Here is an 18,556-nt window from a genome sequence, read left to right as displayed (position 1 = left end):
GCCTGCATATACGACAAAGGGTATACCGCATGCTGGCCTGTTAGTTAGTTAAGTTTTTGTAATCTCGTATACAATATTACTGGGTTTTGAACGATACGACAGTTGCAATAGTCAAGACTGTGACTGAACACAAAAAACGCCCGAAATGGGCGCTTTTTGCAGCACAAGCGCACCGGACCGAAAAAGAAGTTCAACTGAGCCTCAACTTCTTCGGTAGCTGCGGTCTCCATAGATGTAGGTCTCGGCGATCACACGATCGTCACCGAGCATCATCAGCACGAATAATTGTTCGAACAAATTGTGAGCATTTTTCATCCGCGCCTGTATCAGCGGCGTGGCATGAAGATCCAGCACCAGGAAATCCGCCTCCTTGCCGATCGCCAGGTTCCCTATCTTGTCATCCAGGCTTAGCGCCCGGGCGCCCCCCAGGGTGGCCAGATACAGCGCCTTCAGCGGATGCAGCTTGTGCTGCTGCAGCTGCTGTATCTTGTAGGCCTCCGCGATGGTCTGCAGCATCGAAAAACTGGTGCCGCCGCCCACATCGGTGCCCAGACCGATCCGGATCTGGTGAGCTTCCATCTCCGGCAAATCAAACAGTCCCGAGCCCAGAAACAGGTTGGAAGTAGGACAGAAGGAAATCACCGAGTCGGTTTCCCCCATGCGCGCGCATTCCTCTCGCTCCAGGTGCACCGCATGGGCAAAGACCGAGCGTTCACCCAGCAGGCCGAAGTGATCGTAAACGTCAAGATAACCCTTGCGATCGGGAAACAGCTCCCTGACCCACTCGATTTCCTGCTTGTTCTCGGACAGGTGAGTCTGCAGATAGACTCCGTCGTACTCCTGCAGCAGCCGCCCGGCCATGGCCAACTGCTCGGCGGTACTGGTAGGCGCGAAGCGCGGCGTCACCGCATAGAGCTGGCGCCCCTTGTTGTGCCAGCGCTCGATCAGCTCCTTGCTGTCCGCATAAGCAGACTCGGGAGTATCGAGCAGATAATCCGGAGCATGGCGGTCCATCATCACCTTGCCGGCGATCATGCGCATGTTGCGTTTGTCCGACTCGCTGAAAAAAGTCTCCACCGATGCCTTGTGTACGGTACCGAATACCATGGCGGTGGTGGTGCCGTTACGCAGCAGTTCATCCAGAAAGAAGCTCGCTACCCGGCGTGCATGTTCGGGATCGGCAAACTTGCGCTCTTCCGGAAAGGTATAGTTGTTCAACCAGTCGAGCAGTTGCTCGCCATAAGAAGCGATCATCTCGGTCTGGGGAAAATGGATATGGGTATCGATGAAACCGGCGGTGATCAGCTTGTTTTCGAAGCTGATCACCTCGATGTTCGCCGGCTGGCGAGCCAGCACCTGCTCGGCCGGGCCGATATCGCTGATATGGCCGTCGGCTACCACCAGCACGCCGTCTTCATGGTAGGCATAGCTGGCATCCAGCCCAACCAGGGCCGGATCGGCCAGACTATGCAGAATGGCGGCGCGATACGCGGTCGCTTGCGTCATGTGAGGACTTCTCCTTGAAAATTAGTATGGTTATGCTCGTACCGAGGCAGTCTCATTTGTCCCTGCTTCCCGTTCGTCCGCAGGGGGGGCGCCAGCCGCCGTCACCGGCTTCTGATAGGCGGCGATCAGCTCTCCGGCCACCGACACCGCAATTTCGGTCGGGTGCTTTCCGGTCACCTCGGGCAAACCTATGGGGCAAATCATCTGCGCCAGTGCCGCCTCGTCGAAGCCTCGCTCTTTCAACTTGTAATCGAAACGTTTACGTTTGGTACGTGAACCGATAACCCCGAAATAACGGGCATCACCCCGCTTGAGAATACGGGCACACAGCTCCAGATCGAGCTGGTGGTTGTGGGTCATCACCAGATAAAAGCTGCCGGCGGGCTGATCGTCAATCTCGGCCACCGGATCATCGCTTACCACCCGGGTGATACCGGCAGGCAGCTCGGCGGGAAATTCCGCTTCCCGTTCGTCTATCCAGGTAATGCGAAACGGCAACGTCGCCAAAATGTGTACCAGAGCCTTGGCCACATGACCGGCGCCGAACAGCACCAGATGATGACGCGCCCGCACCACAGGCTCCAGCATGATGGTGGCCATGCCGCCACAACACTGGCCCAGACTGGCGCCGAGATTAAAACGCTCCACCTTCATCTGCTGTTCGCCCTGCATCAGCATCTCGCGCGCCAGCTGCAGTGCCTTGTATTCCAGGTGACCACCGCCGATGGTGGCGTAACAGCCCTGCTCGGTGACCAGCATCTTGGTACCGCTGTCGCGAGGCGTAGAGCCCTTGTGCTCGACGACCGTAACCAATACGCAGGGTTCTCCCTTGCGTTCCAGCTCGGCCAGCACCTGAATCCAGTTGTCCTTGAACATAACTTCACCTCTATTACCAAAAGCGAGTGCTGGCTTTATTCCACAAGGGGCATCGCCAAAGGGTCAGTTCCGCCAGCTCGCCGTAACCCCATCCCTGGGGGCTCCATCACGCCATCCTTGGCGCAAAGGGTCGGCGGAGCAGATCCCTTTGTCCTCCTTTCGGTATCGGAGCCACCAGCTCCTGTTCTCCACTGGCAACTCGAGTATCAAAGAGAGGGAGCAGGGATTGCCTCGGCAGACCATCACATGCCAGAGCCGGAAAATGCTCCTGTCGTTCCGGCATTCTCGCCATCCATGGCGATCAGATAACATGTGTGGCGTTACATAGGGCAAGCTTGTCTCGCCGTAATGAACTGTTTCTGCCTGGCCGTACGTCCGGTGAATGTTCGCAGCAGGCGGAAACAGTGAGTGTCATTTCCTGTAACGGGTCGGAAGAGACACCCCTGTTGCCTCTGCTGCGCCTGAAACCTGCTATTTGACCAGCACATCCTCGGTCACGGCTTCGTCCTGCTCCACCAGTGTCTGCATTTGTTCCACCGCCCACAGTACCCGTTCGGGGGTCGCCGGTGAGTCCATGTGCGGATATTTCCTGTAATCCGACACGCTGGCTACCGCGTCCTTCAGCGCACACCACACCGAGATGCCGAGCATGAAGGGCGGCTCGCCCACGGCCTTGGAATGGAATACCGTGTCTTCCGGGTTCTTGCGGTTTTCCACCAGCGTGGTCCGAAAGTCGATCGGCATGTCGGCCACCGCCGGTATCTTGTAACCCGCCGGACCGTTGGTCATCAGCTTGCCCGTGTCATTCCACACCAGTTCTTCGGTGGTGAGCCAGCCCACCCCCTGAATGAAGGCACCCTCGACCTGACCGATGTCGATGGCCGGATTCAGTGAGTCACCCACGTCGTGCAGTATGTCGGCGCGCAAGATCTTGTATTCGCCGGTCAGGGTGTCCACCACCACCTCGGCACAGGCGGCGCCGTAGGCAAAGTAGTAGAAGGGACAACCGGATCCGGTGGCATGATCGTAATAGATCTTGGGAGTGCGATAGAAACCGGTGCTCGACAGCGAAATCTGGTTGAAGTAGGCCAGTTGCACGAATTCCTGGAACGACAGTATCTGGTTTCGTACGCGCACGAAGTTGTTCTTGAATACCACTTCTTCCGGACTGACCTGGAAGTGACCCGCCGCCCAGTCGATCAGGCGCTGCTTGATGGTCTGCGCCGCGTTCTGGGCCGCCTTGCCGTTCAGATCGGTGCCACTGGACGCGGCCGTGGGCGAGGTGTTGGGCACCTTGTCGGTATTGGTGGCGGTGATCTGGATACGATCAATATCCACCTGAAACTCTTCCGCCACTATCTGGGCCACCTTGATGTTCAGCCCCTGGCCCATCTCGGTACCACCGTGGTTAAGGTGGATACTGCCGTCGGTGTAGATGTGTACCAGAGCACCGGCCTGGTTGAGGAAGGTGGCGGTAAAGGAAATACCGAACTTCACCGGGGTGATGGCAATACCCTTTTTCAAGATAGGGCTCTGAGCGTTGAAGGCTTTGATCGCCTCGCGCCGGCTGGCGTATTCGGAGGATAGCTCCAGATCCGCCACCAGCTCGTGAATGATGTTGTGCTCCACCGGCTGGTGATAGTGGGTGACGTTACGTGAGTCCTTGCCGTAGAAGTTGATCTTGCGGATCTCCAGCGGATCCTTGCCCAGATAAGAGGCGATCTCGTCCATCACGTGTTCTATGGTCATCATGCCCTGAGGACCACCGAAACCACGATAGGCGGTGTTCGAGGCGGTATTGGTCTTGCAGCGATGGCCGATCACCGTCGCCTCGCCCAGATAATAGGCGTTGTCCGAGTGGAACATGGCCCGGTCGACAATCGAGGACGACAAATCCGGCGAATAGCCGCAGTTACCGGCGACGATGATTTCCGACGCCTCGATGCGGCCGTTATCGTCGAAGCCAATTCTGTACTGGTTGAAGAAGGGATGACGCTTGCCGGTCATCATCATGTCTTCGACCCGCGGCAGGCGCATCTTGGTGGGGCGACCGGTGAGCCGCGCCACCACCGCCGCCATACAGGCGGGACCGGCGGCCTGGGTTTCCTTGCCGCCGAAGCCGCCGCCCATGCGGCGCATGTCGATCACGACTTTGTGCATCGGCACGTCCAGCACGCTGGCCACCAGCTTTTGCACCTCGGTCGGGTTCTGGCTGGAGGTAAACACCATCATGCCACCGTCTTCGGTAGGCACCACAGAACTGACCTGGGTTTCCAGATAAAAGTGTTCCTGGCCGCCGATATGCAGGCTGCCTTCAATCACATGCTTAGCATTTTTCAGTCCGGCGGCGGAGTCGCCTCGCTGCTGCTTGTGACTTTCGGTTACAAACAACTCTTTCTCGAGCGCTTCTTCCACCGACAGCACCGGCGGCAGATCTTCGTACTCGACGATGGCGGCCATGGCCGCCTTGCGCGCGGTCTCCAGGTCTTTCGCCGCCACTGCCAGTATCGGCTGGCCGACGTATTCGACCTTGCCGTCCGCCAGCAGCGGATCGCCGGCCAGCACAGGTCCGATATCCAGCTCGCCGGGCACATCTTTGGCGGTAATGGCGATGGTCACGCCGTCAAACTGGTAGCAGGGGCCGACATCGAGTTTGGTGATGCGGGCATGGGCTCGTTCCGACAGCCGGGCATAAAGATGCAGCTGATTGGGAAATTCGAGCCGATCATCTATGTACTGGGCCTCGCCAGCCACCTGCATGGCGGCACTGTCATGAGGCACGCTCTTGCCCACGCCGGTTTGCAGGCTCTGTTTGACCCGCTCCATCATCTCGTCGATGGTGAGAGTATTCAGTTGTTTGTTAGACATAAGACGTCACCCTGGTTTCCAGTTTCAGACTCTGCTGCTCGATGAAAAACTTGTAGAGCAGGTTGGTAGCGGTTTTGCTGCGGTATTCCTTGCTGGCCCGGAAGTCGGACAGTGGCTCGAAATCACCGTTCAGCGCCTTCATCGCCGCCTTGACGGTGGCATGATTCCAGGGCTGGCCGTTCAGCGCCTGCTCGCAGGCCGCTGCACGTTTGGGTACCGCCGCCATGCCACCGAAGCCGATGCGGGCATCGGTAACAATGCCGTCTTCAATGGTCAGGTTGAAGGCACCACAGACCGCAGAAATATCGTCATCCAATCGCTTAGACAACTTATAGACCTTGAAGTGCTGATTGGCCGCCGGTTTGGGCACTATCACCTTCTCGATGAATTCGCCTTCTTCCTGGGCGGTCACCTTGTAACTCAGGAAATACTCTTCGATAGGCAGTTCGCGAACCTGGTCACCCTTGCGCAATACCAGCCGGGCATTCAGGGCCATCAGTACCGGTGGCGCATCACCGATGGGTGAGGCGTTGCCTATGTTACCGCCCAGGGTGCCCTGGTTGCGGATCTGCAGGGAGGCAAAACGATGCAACAGTTCACCGAAATCGGGAAAGACGCGGCTCAGGGCCTCGTAGCTGTCGCTCAGGCTGCGGGCCGCGCCGATCACCAACTGTTGGTCGTCTTCTTTCAGCTGTTTCATGTCGGCCACATTACCCACATAAATCATCTTCGGCAGTTCGCGGTAAAACTGGGTCACTTCCAACGCCAGATCGGTACCGCCGGCCAGCAGCCGGGCATCCGGGTGCTGCGTCAGCAAGGCCGCCAGCTCATCGCTGCTGGTGGGCGAGAAGCACACATTACCGTTTCCGTTAAGGGTAACCAGGGTGTCGGTTTGAATCTGATCGAGCCGGGCCAGTATATCTGCCTCATAGCGGGAAAATTCATCGGCCAGCCGTGGTTGTTCGGCAATGGCTCTGGCGGCATCGACGATGGGACGATACCCGGTGCAGCGGCACAGGTTACCGGCCAGGGCTTCGAGAATATCGTGCTTGTCCGCCGAGGGCTTGTTTTTGCTGAGTGCAAACATCGACATGATAAAGCCGGGGGTACAGAAGCCGCACTGGGAACCATGAAAATCCACCATCGCCTGCTGCACCGGGTGTAGACTGCCGTCCTTCGACTTGAGATCCTCCACCGTGAGCAGCTGCTTGCCGTGCAGTGTCGAGACGAAGGTCAGGCAGGAGTTCACCGTTTGATAACGGATGTGATCCCCTTCCCGCTCGCCGAGCACCACGGTGCAGGCGCCACAATCGCCGGACGCACACCCTTCCTTGGTACCGGTTTTACCCACACGAGTACGCAGGTAATTGAGCACCGTCATGTTTGGCGAAAGGTCTTGTTCCTCCCGCATCTCCTGGTTAAGCAGAAACTTAATCAAAGCTTGCCTCCTTCAACGAATACACAGCACACATTGCCGACCACCGGAATAGTAGTATCTTCATGTATAATTAAAGTAAAACTTGACCATTGAGTCAACAAAAATTTTACCATCGGATAACCTAAGCCCTGCACAACGTCGTTAATCGATTGTCATCACAGGATATTCATCGATTATGCGTACGGATTACGGAGGCGAGTTTGTTCGCCTTTTATATGAAGTGTAGCGGGAGCGGCGCCGGATAATAGCGGGGAAAAGAAGTCACGACAGAGGGAGAGAGGGACGTCAACACTGGGTGCTGACGTCGGTGGGAGACAGCTCGTCGTCAGACGATTGGCAAGGACCGCACCTCGCAACCCCCGATCACCAGCCGGGTGATCAGCTGGGCGGCCCGTTCGAAGTCCTGATCGTCCAGCTCTTCCTTGCCCAGTGCCATGGTGATCTGCCAATTGAAGTCCGCATAGGTCTGGGTTGAGGACCAGATGGCGAACAGCAGATGATGGGCATCGACCGGTGCCATCAGCCCCTGCCCCATCCAGTCGGTCAGCTTGGCGCTCAGGGTGCGGGTCTGTGCGCTCAAGCGCGCAATGATGTCTTCCGGCAGATGCGGAGCCCCATGCATGATTTCATTGGCAAAGACCTTGGAGGCATAGGGATAGTCTTTCGAAATCATCAGCTTGGATTTGATATAGGCGGTCAGCGCCATGACCGGATCCCGATACTCGATAAAAGGTACCGAAGCCGCCAGAAGAGGCTCGGTGACACTTTCGAGCACGGCGCGATAGAGTTTTTCCTTGCTGCCAAAGTAATAGTAGATATTGGGTTTCGGCAATTCGGCCAGCTCGGCAATGGCGGCGGTCTTGGTGGCGGCGTAACCGTTTTCGGCAAATACACGACTGGCGGCACGGATGATGATTTCTTCGTTTTTAGCTCTGATCCGGGACATACTGATTTTCAGGCTCCAGGCCATAAAATGAAAAGTGATATTGGCTAACCATACCCGAGTTCTGGCTGGAGTTCGGCAGAAAAGTGCAAAAAAAAGCACCCACACAGGTGGGTGCTGAAAATGAGTAACCAAGGTTACCCCTCGACCAAAACAACAGGTTTACTGCACTAACAAAATACTCAGCTACAATCCGCTACCAGATCGGCCAGCTCGACGCCAGCTACAGCACAAGCTTCATCGACATCGGGCTGATCACCGCTGATCCCAACCGCACCCAGAATCTTATTCTGTGCATCCCGGATCAGCACGCCACCGGCTGCCGGAATGATATTGCCGTCTGCCAGAACGTTGACCGCCGAGACAAAGGCCGGTCTGGCTGCTGCCACTTCAGCCAAGCCCCGAGAGCTGCGACCCAGGGCAACGGCGCCCCAGGCTTTTCCGGTGGCAATATCGGGGCGTAACAGGCTGGCTCCATCCTGACGCTGCAGCGACACCAGACGACCGGCATTATCCAGCACGGCGACGGTGAGCGGTGCCGCGGAAATTTCCAATGCATGCTGCAAGGCACCACGTGTGATAATCAGCGCCTGTTCAAGTGTAACTGTACTCATTTACCTGGACTCCCTGTCGACAATAACAATAGAGATTGATTGAATACTAATAAAACACAAAACAAACACAATGTTAAGGTATTTTGTATACTCTTAACGTAAAGGTAATTTATTTATTACTTATTTACCAGTAATAGCCTGAGCCCGGCTCACTCCACGCCATGGCACGTACCTTGCTTTGTATTTGATTTACTGTTGCTATTTCAGACGGGCGTCTGGATTGTGGAGAAGAAGATGCTGGACTTACGACAGATTTCACCGCTTAACTGGTTCATGTGCTGGCTGCTGCTGAGCTCTATCCTGATGACTCTGCTGCCAAACCATCTCTTTTCTGGCGCCTTCGGCCTCTGGCTGAATGACTACCGACTGCTGTTTGTACTGAGCATGGTTGCGTCTGGATCTTATTTTTTATCTCACGCCGCCATCATGCTGTTTCAGCACGTGTTTTATCGCAAGCAGCGCTTGATGCAACAGAAACTGCTGAAGGAATTACTGGATTACCTCGACGCCAGCGAAAAGGCGGTGCTGCGAGAGTTCGTGATCCAGCGTAAAAACGTCATAAAATTGCCGGTAACCGAACCTGCCGTCAAAAATCTGCTGGAACAGGGCATTCTGACCTACGCCTTCGGTGAACCCGGCGAGGCGGGGCTGAATGCCATCAAGCCCTTGATGATCACCATAGCGGCACGGCCTCTGCTTACCTTCAAGGTGCTGGGCCTGAACCCGGCCAACATGACCGAAGAACAAAAAAACCTGATACTCAACAACAGACCCAGGTATGCCTACAAGCAACTGGACAGACACTGATTACGGTTCCTGGTTCTCTTACACAGCCTAAACGCAAAAAAGCCCCAATAAGGGGCTCTTTTGCGGCGGATCAAAGAAGTTTAAGCAACGTCGGTGTTTAAGCGACCTCGTAGTAGAGGTGCGTCTTGGCATTTTCTTCTGCCAGTATGGCCAAGGCAACCGGAATACATTTTCCGCACTGAGAGCCCAGACCGAGTTCCTGTTTCAGATCTCTGAACTCGGTATTGCCCTCTGCCACCGCCGCTTTCAGCTGGCGTTCGGTAATGCCTCTGCACAAACACACATACATCGATAAACCCTCCGCTTCGAGGAAGTAAATCTAAATGATAGCAGTTATCAATGCAAGAAATTATTTGTCGAAAAAAACGACTTTAATCACAGATCCCGGCACCAGACTAGCAACGGAAAACCGACGACAATAACCCAAGTTTGTCTATGCTCCCGAACCTGCCGCCAGAATAAGGCTGTTGCGCGGTCTGACCGGCTAAACACCGATAACCCAAGCCCTCTACTACTTGGTCGATACCGCGTTCAGCCGAGGCGCCAGGGCAGACAAGTCGTAACCGGCACCGGCTGCGAGCCGCACCAACTCCATCGTCGGTTGCCTGCCTGCCTGCGCAAGGGCCCACAGGGTGATAGAGCGCGTTCCGGTACGACAGAAGGCCAGTACAGGCTCCTCTTTGCCGACCAGAGCCTGAGTAAAGGCTGCCACCGCTTCGTCGGTAAACTGGCCGGAAGAAATGGGGATCCAATGCCAGTCGAAGCCTTGCGCTCTCGCCTCGGTGGCCAGCATTTCTGCCGCCGGCTGTCCTTCTGCCTCATCATCGTGCCGGTTGCAGATGAGAGTTCGGTAGCCTGCCGCCTTCAGCTGCGCCAAGTCGGCTTCGGTCACCTGATCGGCAACCGAAAAAGAAGGAGTGACCGTTTTAATATCCATATAGCACCTCTGTGAATAGACCGAACGGTCAGAATGGCAATCACAATAACAGCATGCCGTAAACAAACAGCATTAACATATACTAATATGGTTTGTTTACGGCAAAGCACAAATGAAAAAAGGAGGCCGAAGCCTCCTTTTTCGTGCAATCAAGAAACGTTATTACTTAACGATCTTGGCTACAACGCCGGCACCTACGGTACGGCCACCTTCACGGATGGCGAAACGCAGACCGTCTTCCATCGCGATAGGAGCAATCAGGCTAACAACCATTTTGATGTTGTCGCCAGGCATAACCATTTCAACGCCTTCCGGCAGTTCGATGGTACCGGTCACGTCAGTAGTACGGAAGTAGAACTGGGGACGGTAGCCTTTGAAGAACGGAGTGTGACGACCGCCTTCTTCTTTGGACAGCACGTATACTTCGGATTCGAAGTCGGTGTGCGGGTTGATGGAGCCCGGCTTGGCCAGAACCTGACCACGCTCAACGTCTTCACGCTTGGTACCACGCAACAGAACACCTACGTTCTCACCGGCACGACCTTCGTCCAGCAGCTTACGGAACATTTCAACGCCGGTACAAGTAGTCTTGATGGTATCTTTGATACCAACGATTTCCACTTCTTCACCCACTTTAACGATACCGCGCTCAACACGACCGGTAACAACGGTACCACGGCCCTGGATAGAGAAGACGTCCTCGATCGGCAGCAGGAAAGCACCGTCAACGGCACGCTCGGGCTCGGGGATGTAGGAATCCAGCGCAGCAGCCAGTTCCAGGATCTTCGGTTCCCACTGTGCATCGCCTTCCAGGCCTTTCAGAGCAGAGCCCTGGATAACCGGAATGTCGTCGCCCGGGAAGTCGTACTCGGACAGCAGTTCACGAACTTCCATTTCTACCAGCTCGAGCAGCTCTTCATCGTCAACCATGTCACACTTGTTCATGAACACAACGATGTAAGGTACGCCTACCTGGCGGGCCAGCAGGATGTGCTCACGAGTTTGCGGCATAGGACCATCGGTCGCGGCAACCACCAGGATGGCGCCATCCATCTGAGCCGCACCGGTGATCATGTTTTTCACGTAATCGGCGTGTCCGGGGCAGTCAACGTGTGCGTAGTGACGTGATTCGGTGTCGTACTCGACGTGAGAAGCGGCGATGGTGATACCACGGGCTTTTTCTTCGGGAGCGTTATCGATCTGGTCAAACGCGCGGGCGGCACCGCCAAACTGTTTGGCAAGGACGTTGGTGATGGCAGCGGTCAGGGTGGTTTTACCGTGGTCAACGTGGCCGATAGTACCTACGTTCACGTGCGGTTTGTTACGTTCGAATTTTTCTTTAGACATGCTCGTCCCTCTAACTGGTTGGGTGGTGAGCTCTACCACGCGATTCGCAAGTAGGAAGTATATAACAAAAAAGAATGTGAAGGTGCGGGAGCAAAGAAGTGGTGCTGATACCCGGATTCGAACTGGGGACCTCACCCTTACCAAGGGTGCGCTCTACCAACTGAGCTATATCAGCAACTGGAGCGGGCAGCGGGAATCGAACCCGCATCATCAGCTTGGAAGGCTGAGGTAATAGCCATTATACGATGCCCGCAATACGCTTTACTTTTAACAGCGGTTAGCTGTTTTATTTCGAACCCGTCATGATGGACAGATCCGGAAATGTGGTGGAGGGAGCTGGATTCGAACCAGCGAAGGCTGAGCCGTCAGATTTACAGTCTGATCCCTTTGGCCACTCGGGAACCCCTCCAAATTTTAATGGTGCCGGCACCAAGAGTCGAACTCGGGACCTACTGATTACAAGTCAGTTGCTCTACCAACTGAGCTATGCCGGCACTAGAGCGAGCGGAATTCTAGGGCAAGGCCATGACTCTATGCAACACCTTTGCCGCAAGTTTTTTCAGTTGCGGGTTCAAGCGAACAAAAAAACGACAAAACAATACCATTTTGACGTCGGCATCCCCCGTGACAGCTCGGATCTTAGCCAAACATCGTCATGACAGAGCGGTTCGCGGCTCCGGCTGTAGCCCTTTGCCGTCTTGTTCATCCCCAGACCATGGTGTATCGTCCTCGAGCGACCCACAGGACACGCTCATGACGATAGACAACTATTCCCCCTATCTGGCCTTTTCTCGCGAAACCTGGTCAGAATTGCGCGATGCAGTACATCAGCCCCTGAGCGAAGAGGAACTCAAGCGCCTCCAGGGCATCAACGACAAGGTGTCACTGGCGGAAGTCAGAGACATCTACCTGCCCCTGTCCCGCCTGCTCAACCTCTATATCAAGGCCAAACAGCGCCGCAATCGGGTACTGGATCAGTTTCTCGGTAAAGAACCCCGTCATGTGCCTTATATCATCAGCATCGCCGGTTCGGTCGCGGTGGGCAAGAGCACCACGGCGCGTATTCTCGAGGCGCTGCTCGAACGCTGGCCCCAGCATCCCAGAGTAGCGCTGGTGACCACCGACGGCTTTCTCTATCCCAATGCGGTGCTGGAAGAACGCGGCCTGATGCGCAAAAAAGGCTTCCCCCAGTCTTATGATATTCGTCGATTGGTGCAGTTTGTTTCCGATATCAAGTCCGGCAAACCCAGGGTCACGGCACCGGTGTATTCACATCTGAGCTATGATGTGGTGCCGGGGCAGGAAGCCGTGGTGGAGCAGCCGGATATCGTGATCATCGAAGGTCTGAACGTGCTGCAGAGCGGCATGGATTACCCACACGAGCCACATCGGGTATTTGTGTCTGACTTCGTGGATTTTTCCATCTTCGTGGATGCGGACGAGCGGCTACTGAAGACCTGGTATGTGGAGCGTTTTCTCAAGCTGCGTTCCGGCGCCTTCAGCAACCCCGACTCATACTTCCATCATTATGCCCGGCTGTCGGAAGAAGAGGCGGTGACCACGGCCAGCCGCATCTGGCAGGAAATCAACTACAAGAACCTGAAACAGAACATACTGCCCACCAAGGACAGGGCCGAGCTGATCCTCACCAAGGGCAGAGAGCACGGCATAGATCAGGTGTGGCTGAAGAAATAAGCCTGACACCAAGCGTTAAGCCGTAAGCTAGCAGCCAAAAGCAAACACCGTCTTCTGCAGATGCCGCTGGTCGCCGGCATGCCGGTGTCCCCTGTGAACAACCCCCAAACTCCTCAAGATCCTGACATTCGTCAGGGTGGCGGCCTATAGCTGCGTTTCACCACGCAGTGATATTTCGCCGCCGAGAAAGCGTTTGATTTCACCGTTTTCCAGCTCCAGCAGCAGGGCACCCTGGGCATCGATGCCCCGGGCCATGCCCTGTACTTGCTGTTCGCCCATCAGTACCCGTACCGCCTTGCCGTTGAAGTAATCCAGCCGGTTCCATTGCCCGCGAAAAGCGGCAATACCCTCCCGTTCGAACAACAACAGACTACGCTGCAAATGCTCGGCCACGGCAATCACCAGGCCATTGCGATCCTCTATATTACCGAGCTCGACCAGCTCCGCCCAGGGCTGGTCGATACGTTCCTGTTCGGTCCGAGGCAGCAGCAGGTTCAGCCCCATGCCGATCACCAGCTGGCAGGGACCACCGGCGGTGCCGGACATCTCCACCAGTATGCCCGCCAGCTTGCGACCATTCAGGTAGAGATCGTTGGGCCATTTCAGCTGCACGCCGGCAAAGCCTTGCGCCTCCAGCGCTTCCACCACGGCAATGCCCACCACCAGACTCAGGCCCATGGCCGCCGCCATGCCCTGCTCCAGCCGCCAGTACATGCTCATGATCAGCTGACCGCCGAAGGGAGAGATCCACTGGCGACCGCGTCGCCCACGCCCGGCGGTTTGACATTCGGCGACACAGATATCGCCCTTTTCCAGTCGGGAGAGCGAGTCCAGCCAATGCTGATTGGTGGAACCTATTACCGGTACCAGCTCGGCCCGATTCGGCGCCAGAGCCTCGTTCAGCCGCCTCTGCTCCAGCAGCTGCAACGGCACCGCCAGCCGGTAGCCCTTGCCGCTTACACTGTAGACATCCAGCCCCAGCGCCTTGAGCGCCTGCACGTGCTTGCCGACCGCCGCCCGACTGACCGAAAGCCGCTCTCCCAGCTGTTCGCCGGAATGAAACTGGCCATCGGCCAACAGGCGCAGCAGCGTCTCGCGCAACGGGGTCAGTTCAGACATGCCAGCGCCTCGTCCAGATGGGTTTCGCCGCCGGCGCCTATCATGCGCACCTCGGGCTCGAGCCGCACACCGAACAACTGCTCCACCCGCTCCCTTACCAACGCCGCCAGGCGCAGCACATCTTCGGCGGTGGCTCCGCCGTGGTTGACCAGCACCAGCGCCTGCTCGGTATGCACCCCGGCGCCACCAACACGGGTACCCTTGAGGCCTGCCTTATCGATCAGCCAGCCGGCCGCCAGCTTGCTCCGCCCGCTTTCCGCCGCAAACACCGGCAGCGCCGGCCACGCCAGCTTGAGCGCTTCGGCCTGGGCCGTCACCACCTTGGGATTTTTGAAGAAGCTGCCGGCATTGCCCAGCACCGCCGGATCCGGCAGTTTGGCCTGGCGGGTGGCGCAGACTCGCTCGAAAATCTGTTCTGCCGTTGCCGACTCGCCCAGCTCCGCCAGCGGGCCATAGCCCAGAACCGGTTGCCAGGCCTTGGGCAGCCGCAGGGTCACACTCAGGATCAGATGATGACGCGCCTCATGCTTGAACACGCTGTCCCGGTAGCCGAAGGCGCACTCGGCCGCCGACCAGTAACGGGTTTTGCCACTGTGCCAGTCAAGGCTTTCCACCTGTTCGCAGAATGGCGCCAGCTCCACTCCGTAGGCACCGATATTCTGGATCGGCGAGGCGCCGACGGTGCCGGGGATCAGCGCCAGGTTTTCCAGTCCGGGCATCTTCTGTGCCAGGGTCCAGCACACCAGCTGATGCCAGTTTTCTCCCCCCTCCACCTTCAACAGCCAGGCGTCGTCGGTTTCGGCGACATTGATACCCTTGAGGCGGTTAACCAGCACCAGACCATGAAAAGGCGAGGTAAACAGCAGGTTGGACCCTTCTCCCACGATCAGCAGAGGCTCATCCCGGCGGGCTTGCCACAGGGCGAGTAATTGTTCCCTTTGCTCCAGCACCGTCAAGCGATCGGCGGTCTGGGCCAGGGAAAAGGTGTTATAGGGGGTAAGGGATGCCTGGGTGAGCTGCATGGTCGCGGTTCCTGAATAAATGCCGTGCCAGTGTACCCCAAGTGCCCAAGCTGGTTAAGCCGCTCCTCGACGCCACCGGAACATATCTGACGCCACTTTTTCCGAGCCGAAAAAGTCATTTGCCGGCCGCATTGGCCCGCCGCCCTTGACCGGTTCGGCACTTTCACCGAGATTAGCCTGCTATTGTCAGAATCAGGAGCATCATCATGAACAGAGCCAATGCCGAACAATTGATCGCCGATTATTACCAGGCCTTTAACGCCGGTGATATGGATGCCTTCCTCACGCTGCTGACCGACGATGTACAACACGACATCAATCAGGGCGACCGCGAAACCGGCCGCGAGGCGTTCGCCGCCTTCATGGATCGCATGAACCGCAACTACCGGGAACAACTGGTCGACATTCAGATCATGAGCAGTGCCGATGGCAGCCGGGCCGCCGCCGAATTTGTGGTGCTAGGCGAGTATCTGGTGACCGACGACGGCCTGCCCGAAGCTCGCGGCCAACGCTACCGGCTGCCGGCCGGCGCCTTCTTCGAGCTGCGCGACAACAAGGTGGCGCGTATCAGCAACTACTACAACCTCAACGACTGGGTCGCCCAGGTCAGCGCCTGATGAGAGAACCGGTCCGACTGCTGACGGTCTCCGGCCCCGGGCTGGCACCCTGGCTGAACAAGCTGGCCGAACTGCGTATCAGGGTATTCCGCGACTTCCCCTATCTCTATGACGGAAATCCGGGTTATGAAGCCGACTATCTGAGTACCTACCTGGAGACCGACAACAGCGTCTGTGTACTGGCGCTCGATGGCGACCATCTGGTGGGCGCTTCCACCGGCCTGCCCCTGAGCCATGAAGCCGGAGCCTTTCGTCGACCCTTTGTCGAACGAGGGCTGGATACCGACCGCATCTTCTACTGCGCCGAGTCGGTGTTACTGCCCGCCTATCGCGGACAGAGCCTATACAAGGCCTTCTTCAATGGCCGGGAGGAGCATGCCCGGCAACTGGGCGGCTTCGAGCTGGCGGCCTTCTGCGCCGTGGTGCGCCCCGCCGGGCATCCGCTGCGACCCCATGGCTATCGGTCGCTGGAGCCGGTCTGGCAACACTTCGGTTACCGGCCCGAGCCGGGTCTGCGGGCTCACTTCGGCTGGAAGGATATCGACCAGCCGAACGAGACCGACAAGCCGATGCAGTTTTACCTCAAGCCACTGGAGACATCACTATGACGCCCGCCCTGCGACTGGCCTGCGCCCAGTATCAAATCGACTTTCTGCCGGACTGGCCCGCCTACGAGCAAAAGATCCGACGCCTGGTGCAGGACGCGGTCGATCGAGGCGCCAACTTCCTGCTGTTTCCGGAATATTTCAGCATGGAACTGGCGTCCCTGTTCGAGGAAAACGTCTATCGTTCGCTGCATGGCCAACTCGACGCCATGCAGAGTCTGCTGGCGGACTTCCAGACTCTGTTCGGTGCTCTGGCCAAACAGCACGGACTGCATATTCTGGCCGGCACCTTTCCGGTGCGCCAGGCCGACGGCAGTTATCGCAACCGCGCCTTCCTGTTTTATCCCGATGGCCGTATCGACTGGCAGGACAAGCTGCAGATGACCCGCTTCGAGAACGAGCAATGGCAGATCCAGTCCGGTACCGATCTCAAGGTGCTGGATACCGTGTTCGGCAAGGTAGGCGTGGCCATCTGCTACGACAGCGAGTTTCCGCTGCTGGCCCGCCGTCAGGTCGAGGCCGGCGCCAACCTGATACTGGTACCCAGTTGCACCGATACCGAAGCCGGCTTCAACCGGGTGCGCATCGGCTGCCAGGCCCGGGCGCTGGAAAACCAGTGCTTCGTGGCCCAGTCTCCCACCATAGGCACGGCGCCCTGGTCGGAGGCGGTGGACATCAACACCGGACGAGCCGCCATCTATACCCCGGTGGATTACGGTTATCCCGACGACGGCGTGCTGGTCATGGGTGAGCCGGAGCGACCCCAGTGGGTAGTGGCCGAGCTGGATCTGGCGGCCCTGGCCGAGGTCCGAGCCCAGGGGCAGGTATTCAACCATAGAGACTGGGATGGTCAGGCCCGATTTTGACGCTCCCTATCTAGCAATCCCATCAAGTATCTGAGCATTCTGTGGGTTGCAGTTCCAGAGGCAGCATCAAGGAGGACAAAGGGATCTGCGCCGCCGCCCCTTAGCGCCAGGGATGGCGCGTCGGCCCCCCATGGACGGGTTTACGGCGAGTCGACGGATCGAGCCCTTTGTCCGATAGACACCGGTGAAGACCGCCTACTCAGCCAGAAAGGCCTGTACCTCGTCCATGGACAGGGCAAAATTCAAGTTACCCCATGCCTGCACACCCTTGATGGTCATGCCGAGCAGCCGCCCCTCGGTATCGAACAGGGCACCGCCCGAAGAGCCATAGGTGATGGGGGCCGAAGTCTGGATCAACCGCACCCCGTTCTCGGTTCTCAATGCGGAAACGATGCCCTCGGTCAGGGTTTTGTCCAGCCCGGCCGGAGCACCGATGGCAAACACCTTTTCGCCGACCCGCACCCGGTCGAAGGATGCCATGCCACTGGTGAAGTTCAGTGGTCGAACCGGCTCGGCCAGGGTCAGCAGTGCCAGATCCCGCCGGGGATCCACCCGGGTAACCTGCCATACCTGCACATCGGCCTCCTGCACGGCATCGTTGCCGGCGCGGCTGTCTATGCTGACCGGTACCCCACCTGCCTGCAGCAGATGATAACTGGTAATGGCACGGTAGGGGTCTATGGCAATGGCCGAGCCGACGCTGATGGGCTCTAGGCCCGCGCCCAGTTGCTCATACACCACTATCTTGTACACGCTGGCCGCATGGCGGGCGTAAATATCCACGGCCGGCAGGCCGGAAACCGCGCTTTCGCGACTTGCAGCCACTACCCGCAAGGATGGCGGGGTAAGCAGCGCCAGCAAGCGGCCACAGTCGGCATCCCCCAGCCCGGCACACAGGCGAAAGTGCTCCGCCGCCTTGCGCCGATCCCGAAACCCTTCCCCATGATCACCCCGGTAGATGAGACCCAGTTGTCGGTGAGCACGGTTGCGCCACTCCGGTTCACCGGACTCCGCCACCCGGGTCAACCAGCTGATTGCCTGCTCCGTATCCTGCCGGGTTCCCCGGCCCTCCAGGTACATACCGGCCACCTGATAGCGCGCCTCGGGATAATTATCGCTTCGGGCCGCGTCCAGGTAATGCTCGAAAGCCTTGTCATCGTCTCCGGCAAGCCGGGCGGCGTAACCGGCCTGATATCCGGCCTCTCCGCTCAGGCCGCAGCCGGCAAGCAACAGGGCCAATAAGCCAAACAACAACGAAATCCTGTCCATGATGGGCTTCCATCTGCGGCATTAAAA

At 57.6% G+C, this 18,556-nt stretch carries 17 protein-coding genes and 4 tRNA genes; 5 read left to right on the top strand and 16 right to left on the bottom strand.

What is annotated here, in order from left to right; translation table 11 throughout:
• Positions 1-201: 201 nt before the first annotated feature.
• The 6 genes from guaD to ACLEIV_RS04330 form a co-directional block, all read right to left on the bottom strand.
• The gene (guaD, locus tag ACLEIV_RS04355) at positions 202-1,506 is read right to left on the bottom strand and encodes a guanine deaminase (RefSeq protein ID WP_410455438.1); all 1,305 of its coding nucleotides are present in this window, start codon (positions 1,504-1,506) and stop codon (positions 202-204) included.
• Between the two features lie 30 nt (positions 1,507-1,536).
• Entirely contained in the window at positions 1,537-2,382 is an 846-nt protein-coding gene (gene xdhC / locus ACLEIV_RS04350; protein WP_410455437.1) for a xanthine dehydrogenase accessory protein XdhC, read from the bottom strand.
• 471 nt (positions 2,383-2,853) lie between these two features.
• On the bottom strand, positions 2,854-5,250 hold the full coding sequence (gene xdhB, locus ACLEIV_RS04345; protein WP_410455436.1) for a xanthine dehydrogenase molybdopterin binding subunit: 2,397 nt from the start codon (positions 5,248-5,250) through the stop codon (positions 2,854-2,856).
• The gene (gene xdhA / locus ACLEIV_RS04340; RefSeq protein ID WP_410455435.1) at positions 5,243-6,688 is read right to left on the bottom strand and encodes a xanthine dehydrogenase small subunit; all 1,446 of its coding nucleotides are present in this window, start codon (positions 6,686-6,688) and stop codon (positions 5,243-5,245) included. Before xdhA ends, xdhB begins: the two co-directional genes overlap by 8 nt.
• 325 nt (positions 6,689-7,013) lie before the next feature.
• On the bottom strand, positions 7,014-7,634 hold the full coding sequence (locus ACLEIV_RS04335) for a TetR/AcrR family transcriptional regulator (RefSeq protein ID WP_410455434.1): 621 nt from the start codon (positions 7,632-7,634) through the stop codon (positions 7,014-7,016).
• A 179-nt stretch (positions 7,635-7,813) separates the two neighbouring features.
• On the bottom strand, positions 7,814-8,245 hold the full coding sequence (locus tag ACLEIV_RS04330) for a GlcG/HbpS family heme-binding protein (protein WP_410455433.1): 432 nt from the start codon (positions 8,243-8,245) through the stop codon (positions 7,814-7,816).
• 234 nt (positions 8,246-8,479) lie between these two features.
• On the opposite strand from ACLEIV_RS04330, the gene ACLEIV_RS04325 reads away from it, so the two are divergent.
• Positions 8,480-9,052, top strand: coding sequence for a superinfection exclusion B family protein (locus ACLEIV_RS04325; protein WP_410455432.1), 573 nt, complete (start codon positions 8,480-8,482; stop codon positions 9,050-9,052).
• A gap of 97 nt (positions 9,053-9,149) precedes the next feature.
• Here ACLEIV_RS04325 and ACLEIV_RS04320 read toward each other — a convergent pair whose 3' ends face one another.
• From ACLEIV_RS04320 to ACLEIV_RS04290, 7 genes are all read right to left on the bottom strand, one after another.
• Positions 9,150-9,341 carry a bacterioferritin-associated ferredoxin gene (locus tag ACLEIV_RS04320; protein WP_410455431.1) on the bottom strand — a complete coding sequence of 64 codons (192 nt, stop codon included), beginning with the start codon at positions 9,339-9,341 and terminating at the stop codon, positions 9,150-9,152.
• 222 nt (positions 9,342-9,563) lie between these two features.
• Positions 9,564-9,989 carry a protein tyrosine phosphatase family protein gene (locus ACLEIV_RS04315; protein ID WP_410455430.1) on the bottom strand — a complete coding sequence of 142 codons (426 nt, stop codon included), beginning with the start codon at positions 9,987-9,989 and terminating at the stop codon, positions 9,564-9,566.
• A gap of 162 nt (positions 9,990-10,151) precedes the next feature.
• Positions 10,152-11,336, bottom strand: a complete 1,185-nt coding sequence (gene tuf / locus ACLEIV_RS04310; RefSeq protein WP_410455429.1) for an elongation factor Tu — start codon at positions 11,334-11,336, stop codon at positions 10,152-10,154.
• Between the two features lie 99 nt (positions 11,337-11,435).
• Positions 11,436-11,511 (bottom strand) — tRNA-Thr (locus ACLEIV_RS04305).
• Positions 11,512-11,514: 3 nt separating this feature from the next.
• Positions 11,515-11,589 (bottom strand) — tRNA-Gly (locus ACLEIV_RS04300).
• Between the two features lie 71 nt (positions 11,590-11,660).
• Positions 11,661-11,745: transfer RNA gene (locus ACLEIV_RS04295), tRNA-Tyr, on the bottom strand.
• A 9-nt stretch (positions 11,746-11,754) separates the two neighbouring features.
• Positions 11,755-11,830: transfer RNA gene (locus ACLEIV_RS04290), tRNA-Thr, on the bottom strand.
• A 259-nt stretch (positions 11,831-12,089) separates the two neighbouring features.
• Between ACLEIV_RS04290 and coaA the strand changes: the two genes are divergently transcribed.
• Complete coding sequence (coaA, locus tag ACLEIV_RS04285) at positions 12,090-13,031, top strand: type I pantothenate kinase (protein ID WP_410455428.1); 942 nt, start codon at positions 12,090-12,092, stop codon at positions 13,029-13,031.
• Positions 13,032-13,175: 144 nt separating this feature from the next.
• Here the strand turns inward: coaA and birA are convergent, their stop codons facing one another.
• Together birA and murB are read right to left on the bottom strand one after the other, a co-directional pair.
• Positions 13,176-14,150 carry a bifunctional biotin--[acetyl-CoA-carboxylase] ligase/biotin operon repressor BirA gene (gene birA, locus ACLEIV_RS04280; protein WP_410455427.1) on the bottom strand — a complete coding sequence of 325 codons (975 nt, stop codon included), beginning with the start codon at positions 14,148-14,150 and terminating at the stop codon, positions 13,176-13,178.
• Positions 14,138-15,172 (bottom strand): UDP-N-acetylmuramate dehydrogenase, encoded by a 1,035-nt coding sequence (gene murB / locus ACLEIV_RS04275; protein ID WP_410455426.1) that lies wholly within the window; start codon positions 15,170-15,172, stop codon positions 14,138-14,140. Before murB ends, birA begins: the two co-directional genes overlap by 13 nt.
• Positions 15,173-15,378: 206 nt before the next feature.
• Here murB and ACLEIV_RS04270 point away from each other — a divergent pair, with 206 nt between their 5' ends.
• Genes ACLEIV_RS04270 through ACLEIV_RS04260 form a run of 3 tightly spaced genes read left to right on the top strand, consistent with a single transcriptional unit; the run spans position 15,379 to position 17,260 of the window.
• The gene (locus tag ACLEIV_RS04270) at positions 15,379-15,789 is read left to right on the top strand and encodes a ketosteroid isomerase-related protein (protein WP_410455425.1); all 411 of its coding nucleotides are present in this window, start codon (positions 15,379-15,381) and stop codon (positions 15,787-15,789) included.
• Positions 15,789-16,397 carry a GNAT family N-acetyltransferase gene (locus ACLEIV_RS04265; RefSeq protein WP_410455424.1) on the top strand — a complete coding sequence of 203 codons (609 nt, stop codon included), beginning with the start codon at positions 15,789-15,791 and terminating at the stop codon, positions 16,395-16,397. Before ACLEIV_RS04270 ends, ACLEIV_RS04265 begins: the two co-directional genes overlap by 1 nt.
• Complete coding sequence (locus ACLEIV_RS04260; RefSeq protein WP_410455423.1) at positions 16,394-17,260, top strand: carbon-nitrogen hydrolase family protein; 867 nt, start codon at positions 16,394-16,396, stop codon at positions 17,258-17,260. The genes ACLEIV_RS04265 and ACLEIV_RS04260 overlap by 4 nt, the downstream gene beginning before the upstream one ends.
• A 195-nt stretch (positions 17,261-17,455) precedes the next feature.
• On the opposite strand, the gene ACLEIV_RS04255 is transcribed toward ACLEIV_RS04260, so the two are convergent.
• Positions 17,456-18,529, bottom strand: coding sequence for a trypsin-like peptidase domain-containing protein (locus tag ACLEIV_RS04255; RefSeq protein ID WP_410455422.1), 1,074 nt, complete (start codon positions 18,527-18,529; stop codon positions 17,456-17,458).
• Between the last annotated feature and the right edge of the window lie 27 nt (positions 18,530-18,556).

The sequence above is a fragment of the Oceanisphaera submarina genome (assembly GCF_046521305.1).
In the GTDB taxonomy this organism is placed as follows: Bacteria; Pseudomonadota; Gammaproteobacteria; order Enterobacterales; family Aeromonadaceae; genus Oceanimonas; species Oceanimonas submarina.
This window is presented reverse-complemented; position numbering and strand designations above follow the sequence as displayed.

Coding starts and splice junctions, on each gene's coding strand:
- ACLEIV_RS04265 (WP_410455424.1), top strand. CDS start 15,789: ATGAGAGAACCGGTCCGACTGCTGACGGTCTCCGGCCCCGGGCTGGCA.
- ACLEIV_RS04320 (WP_410455431.1), bottom strand. CDS start 9,341: ATGTATGTGTGTTTGTGCAGAGGCATTACCGAACGCCAGCTGAAAGCG.
- tuf (WP_410455429.1), bottom strand. CDS start 11,336: ATGTCTAAAGAAAAATTCGAACGTAACAAACCGCACGTGAACGTAGGT.
- ACLEIV_RS04330 (WP_410455433.1), bottom strand. CDS start 8,245: ATGAGTACAGTTACACTTGAACAGGCGCTGATTATCACACGTGGTGCC.
- murB (WP_410455426.1), bottom strand. CDS start 15,172: ATGCAGCTCACCCAGGCATCCCTTACCCCCTATAACACCTTTTCCCTG.
- birA (WP_410455427.1), bottom strand. CDS start 14,150: ATGTCTGAACTGACCCCGTTGCGCGAGACGCTGCTGCGCCTGTTGGCC.
- xdhC (WP_410455437.1), bottom strand. CDS start 2,382: ATGTTCAAGGACAACTGGATTCAGGTGCTGGCCGAGCTGGAACGCAAG.
- ACLEIV_RS04325 (WP_410455432.1), top strand. CDS start 8,480: ATGCTGGACTTACGACAGATTTCACCGCTTAACTGGTTCATGTGCTGG.
- coaA (WP_410455428.1), top strand. CDS start 12,090: ATGACGATAGACAACTATTCCCCCTATCTGGCCTTTTCTCGCGAAACC.
- ACLEIV_RS04315 (WP_410455430.1), bottom strand. CDS start 9,989: ATGGATATTAAAACGGTCACTCCTTCTTTTTCGGTTGCCGATCAGGTG.
- ACLEIV_RS04260 (WP_410455423.1), top strand. CDS start 16,394: ATGACGCCCGCCCTGCGACTGGCCTGCGCCCAGTATCAAATCGACTTT.
- ACLEIV_RS04335 (WP_410455434.1), bottom strand. CDS start 7,634: ATGTCCCGGATCAGAGCTAAAAACGAAGAAATCATCATCCGTGCCGCC.
- ACLEIV_RS04255 (WP_410455422.1), bottom strand. CDS start 18,529: ATGGACAGGATTTCGTTGTTGTTTGGCTTATTGGCCCTGTTGCTTGCC.
- xdhB (WP_410455436.1), bottom strand. CDS start 5,250: ATGTCTAACAAACAACTGAATACTCTCACCATCGACGAGATGATGGAG.
- ACLEIV_RS04270 (WP_410455425.1), top strand. CDS start 15,379: ATGAACAGAGCCAATGCCGAACAATTGATCGCCGATTATTACCAGGCC.
- guaD (WP_410455438.1), bottom strand. CDS start 1,506: ATGACGCAAGCGACCGCGTATCGCGCCGCCATTCTGCATAGTCTGGCC.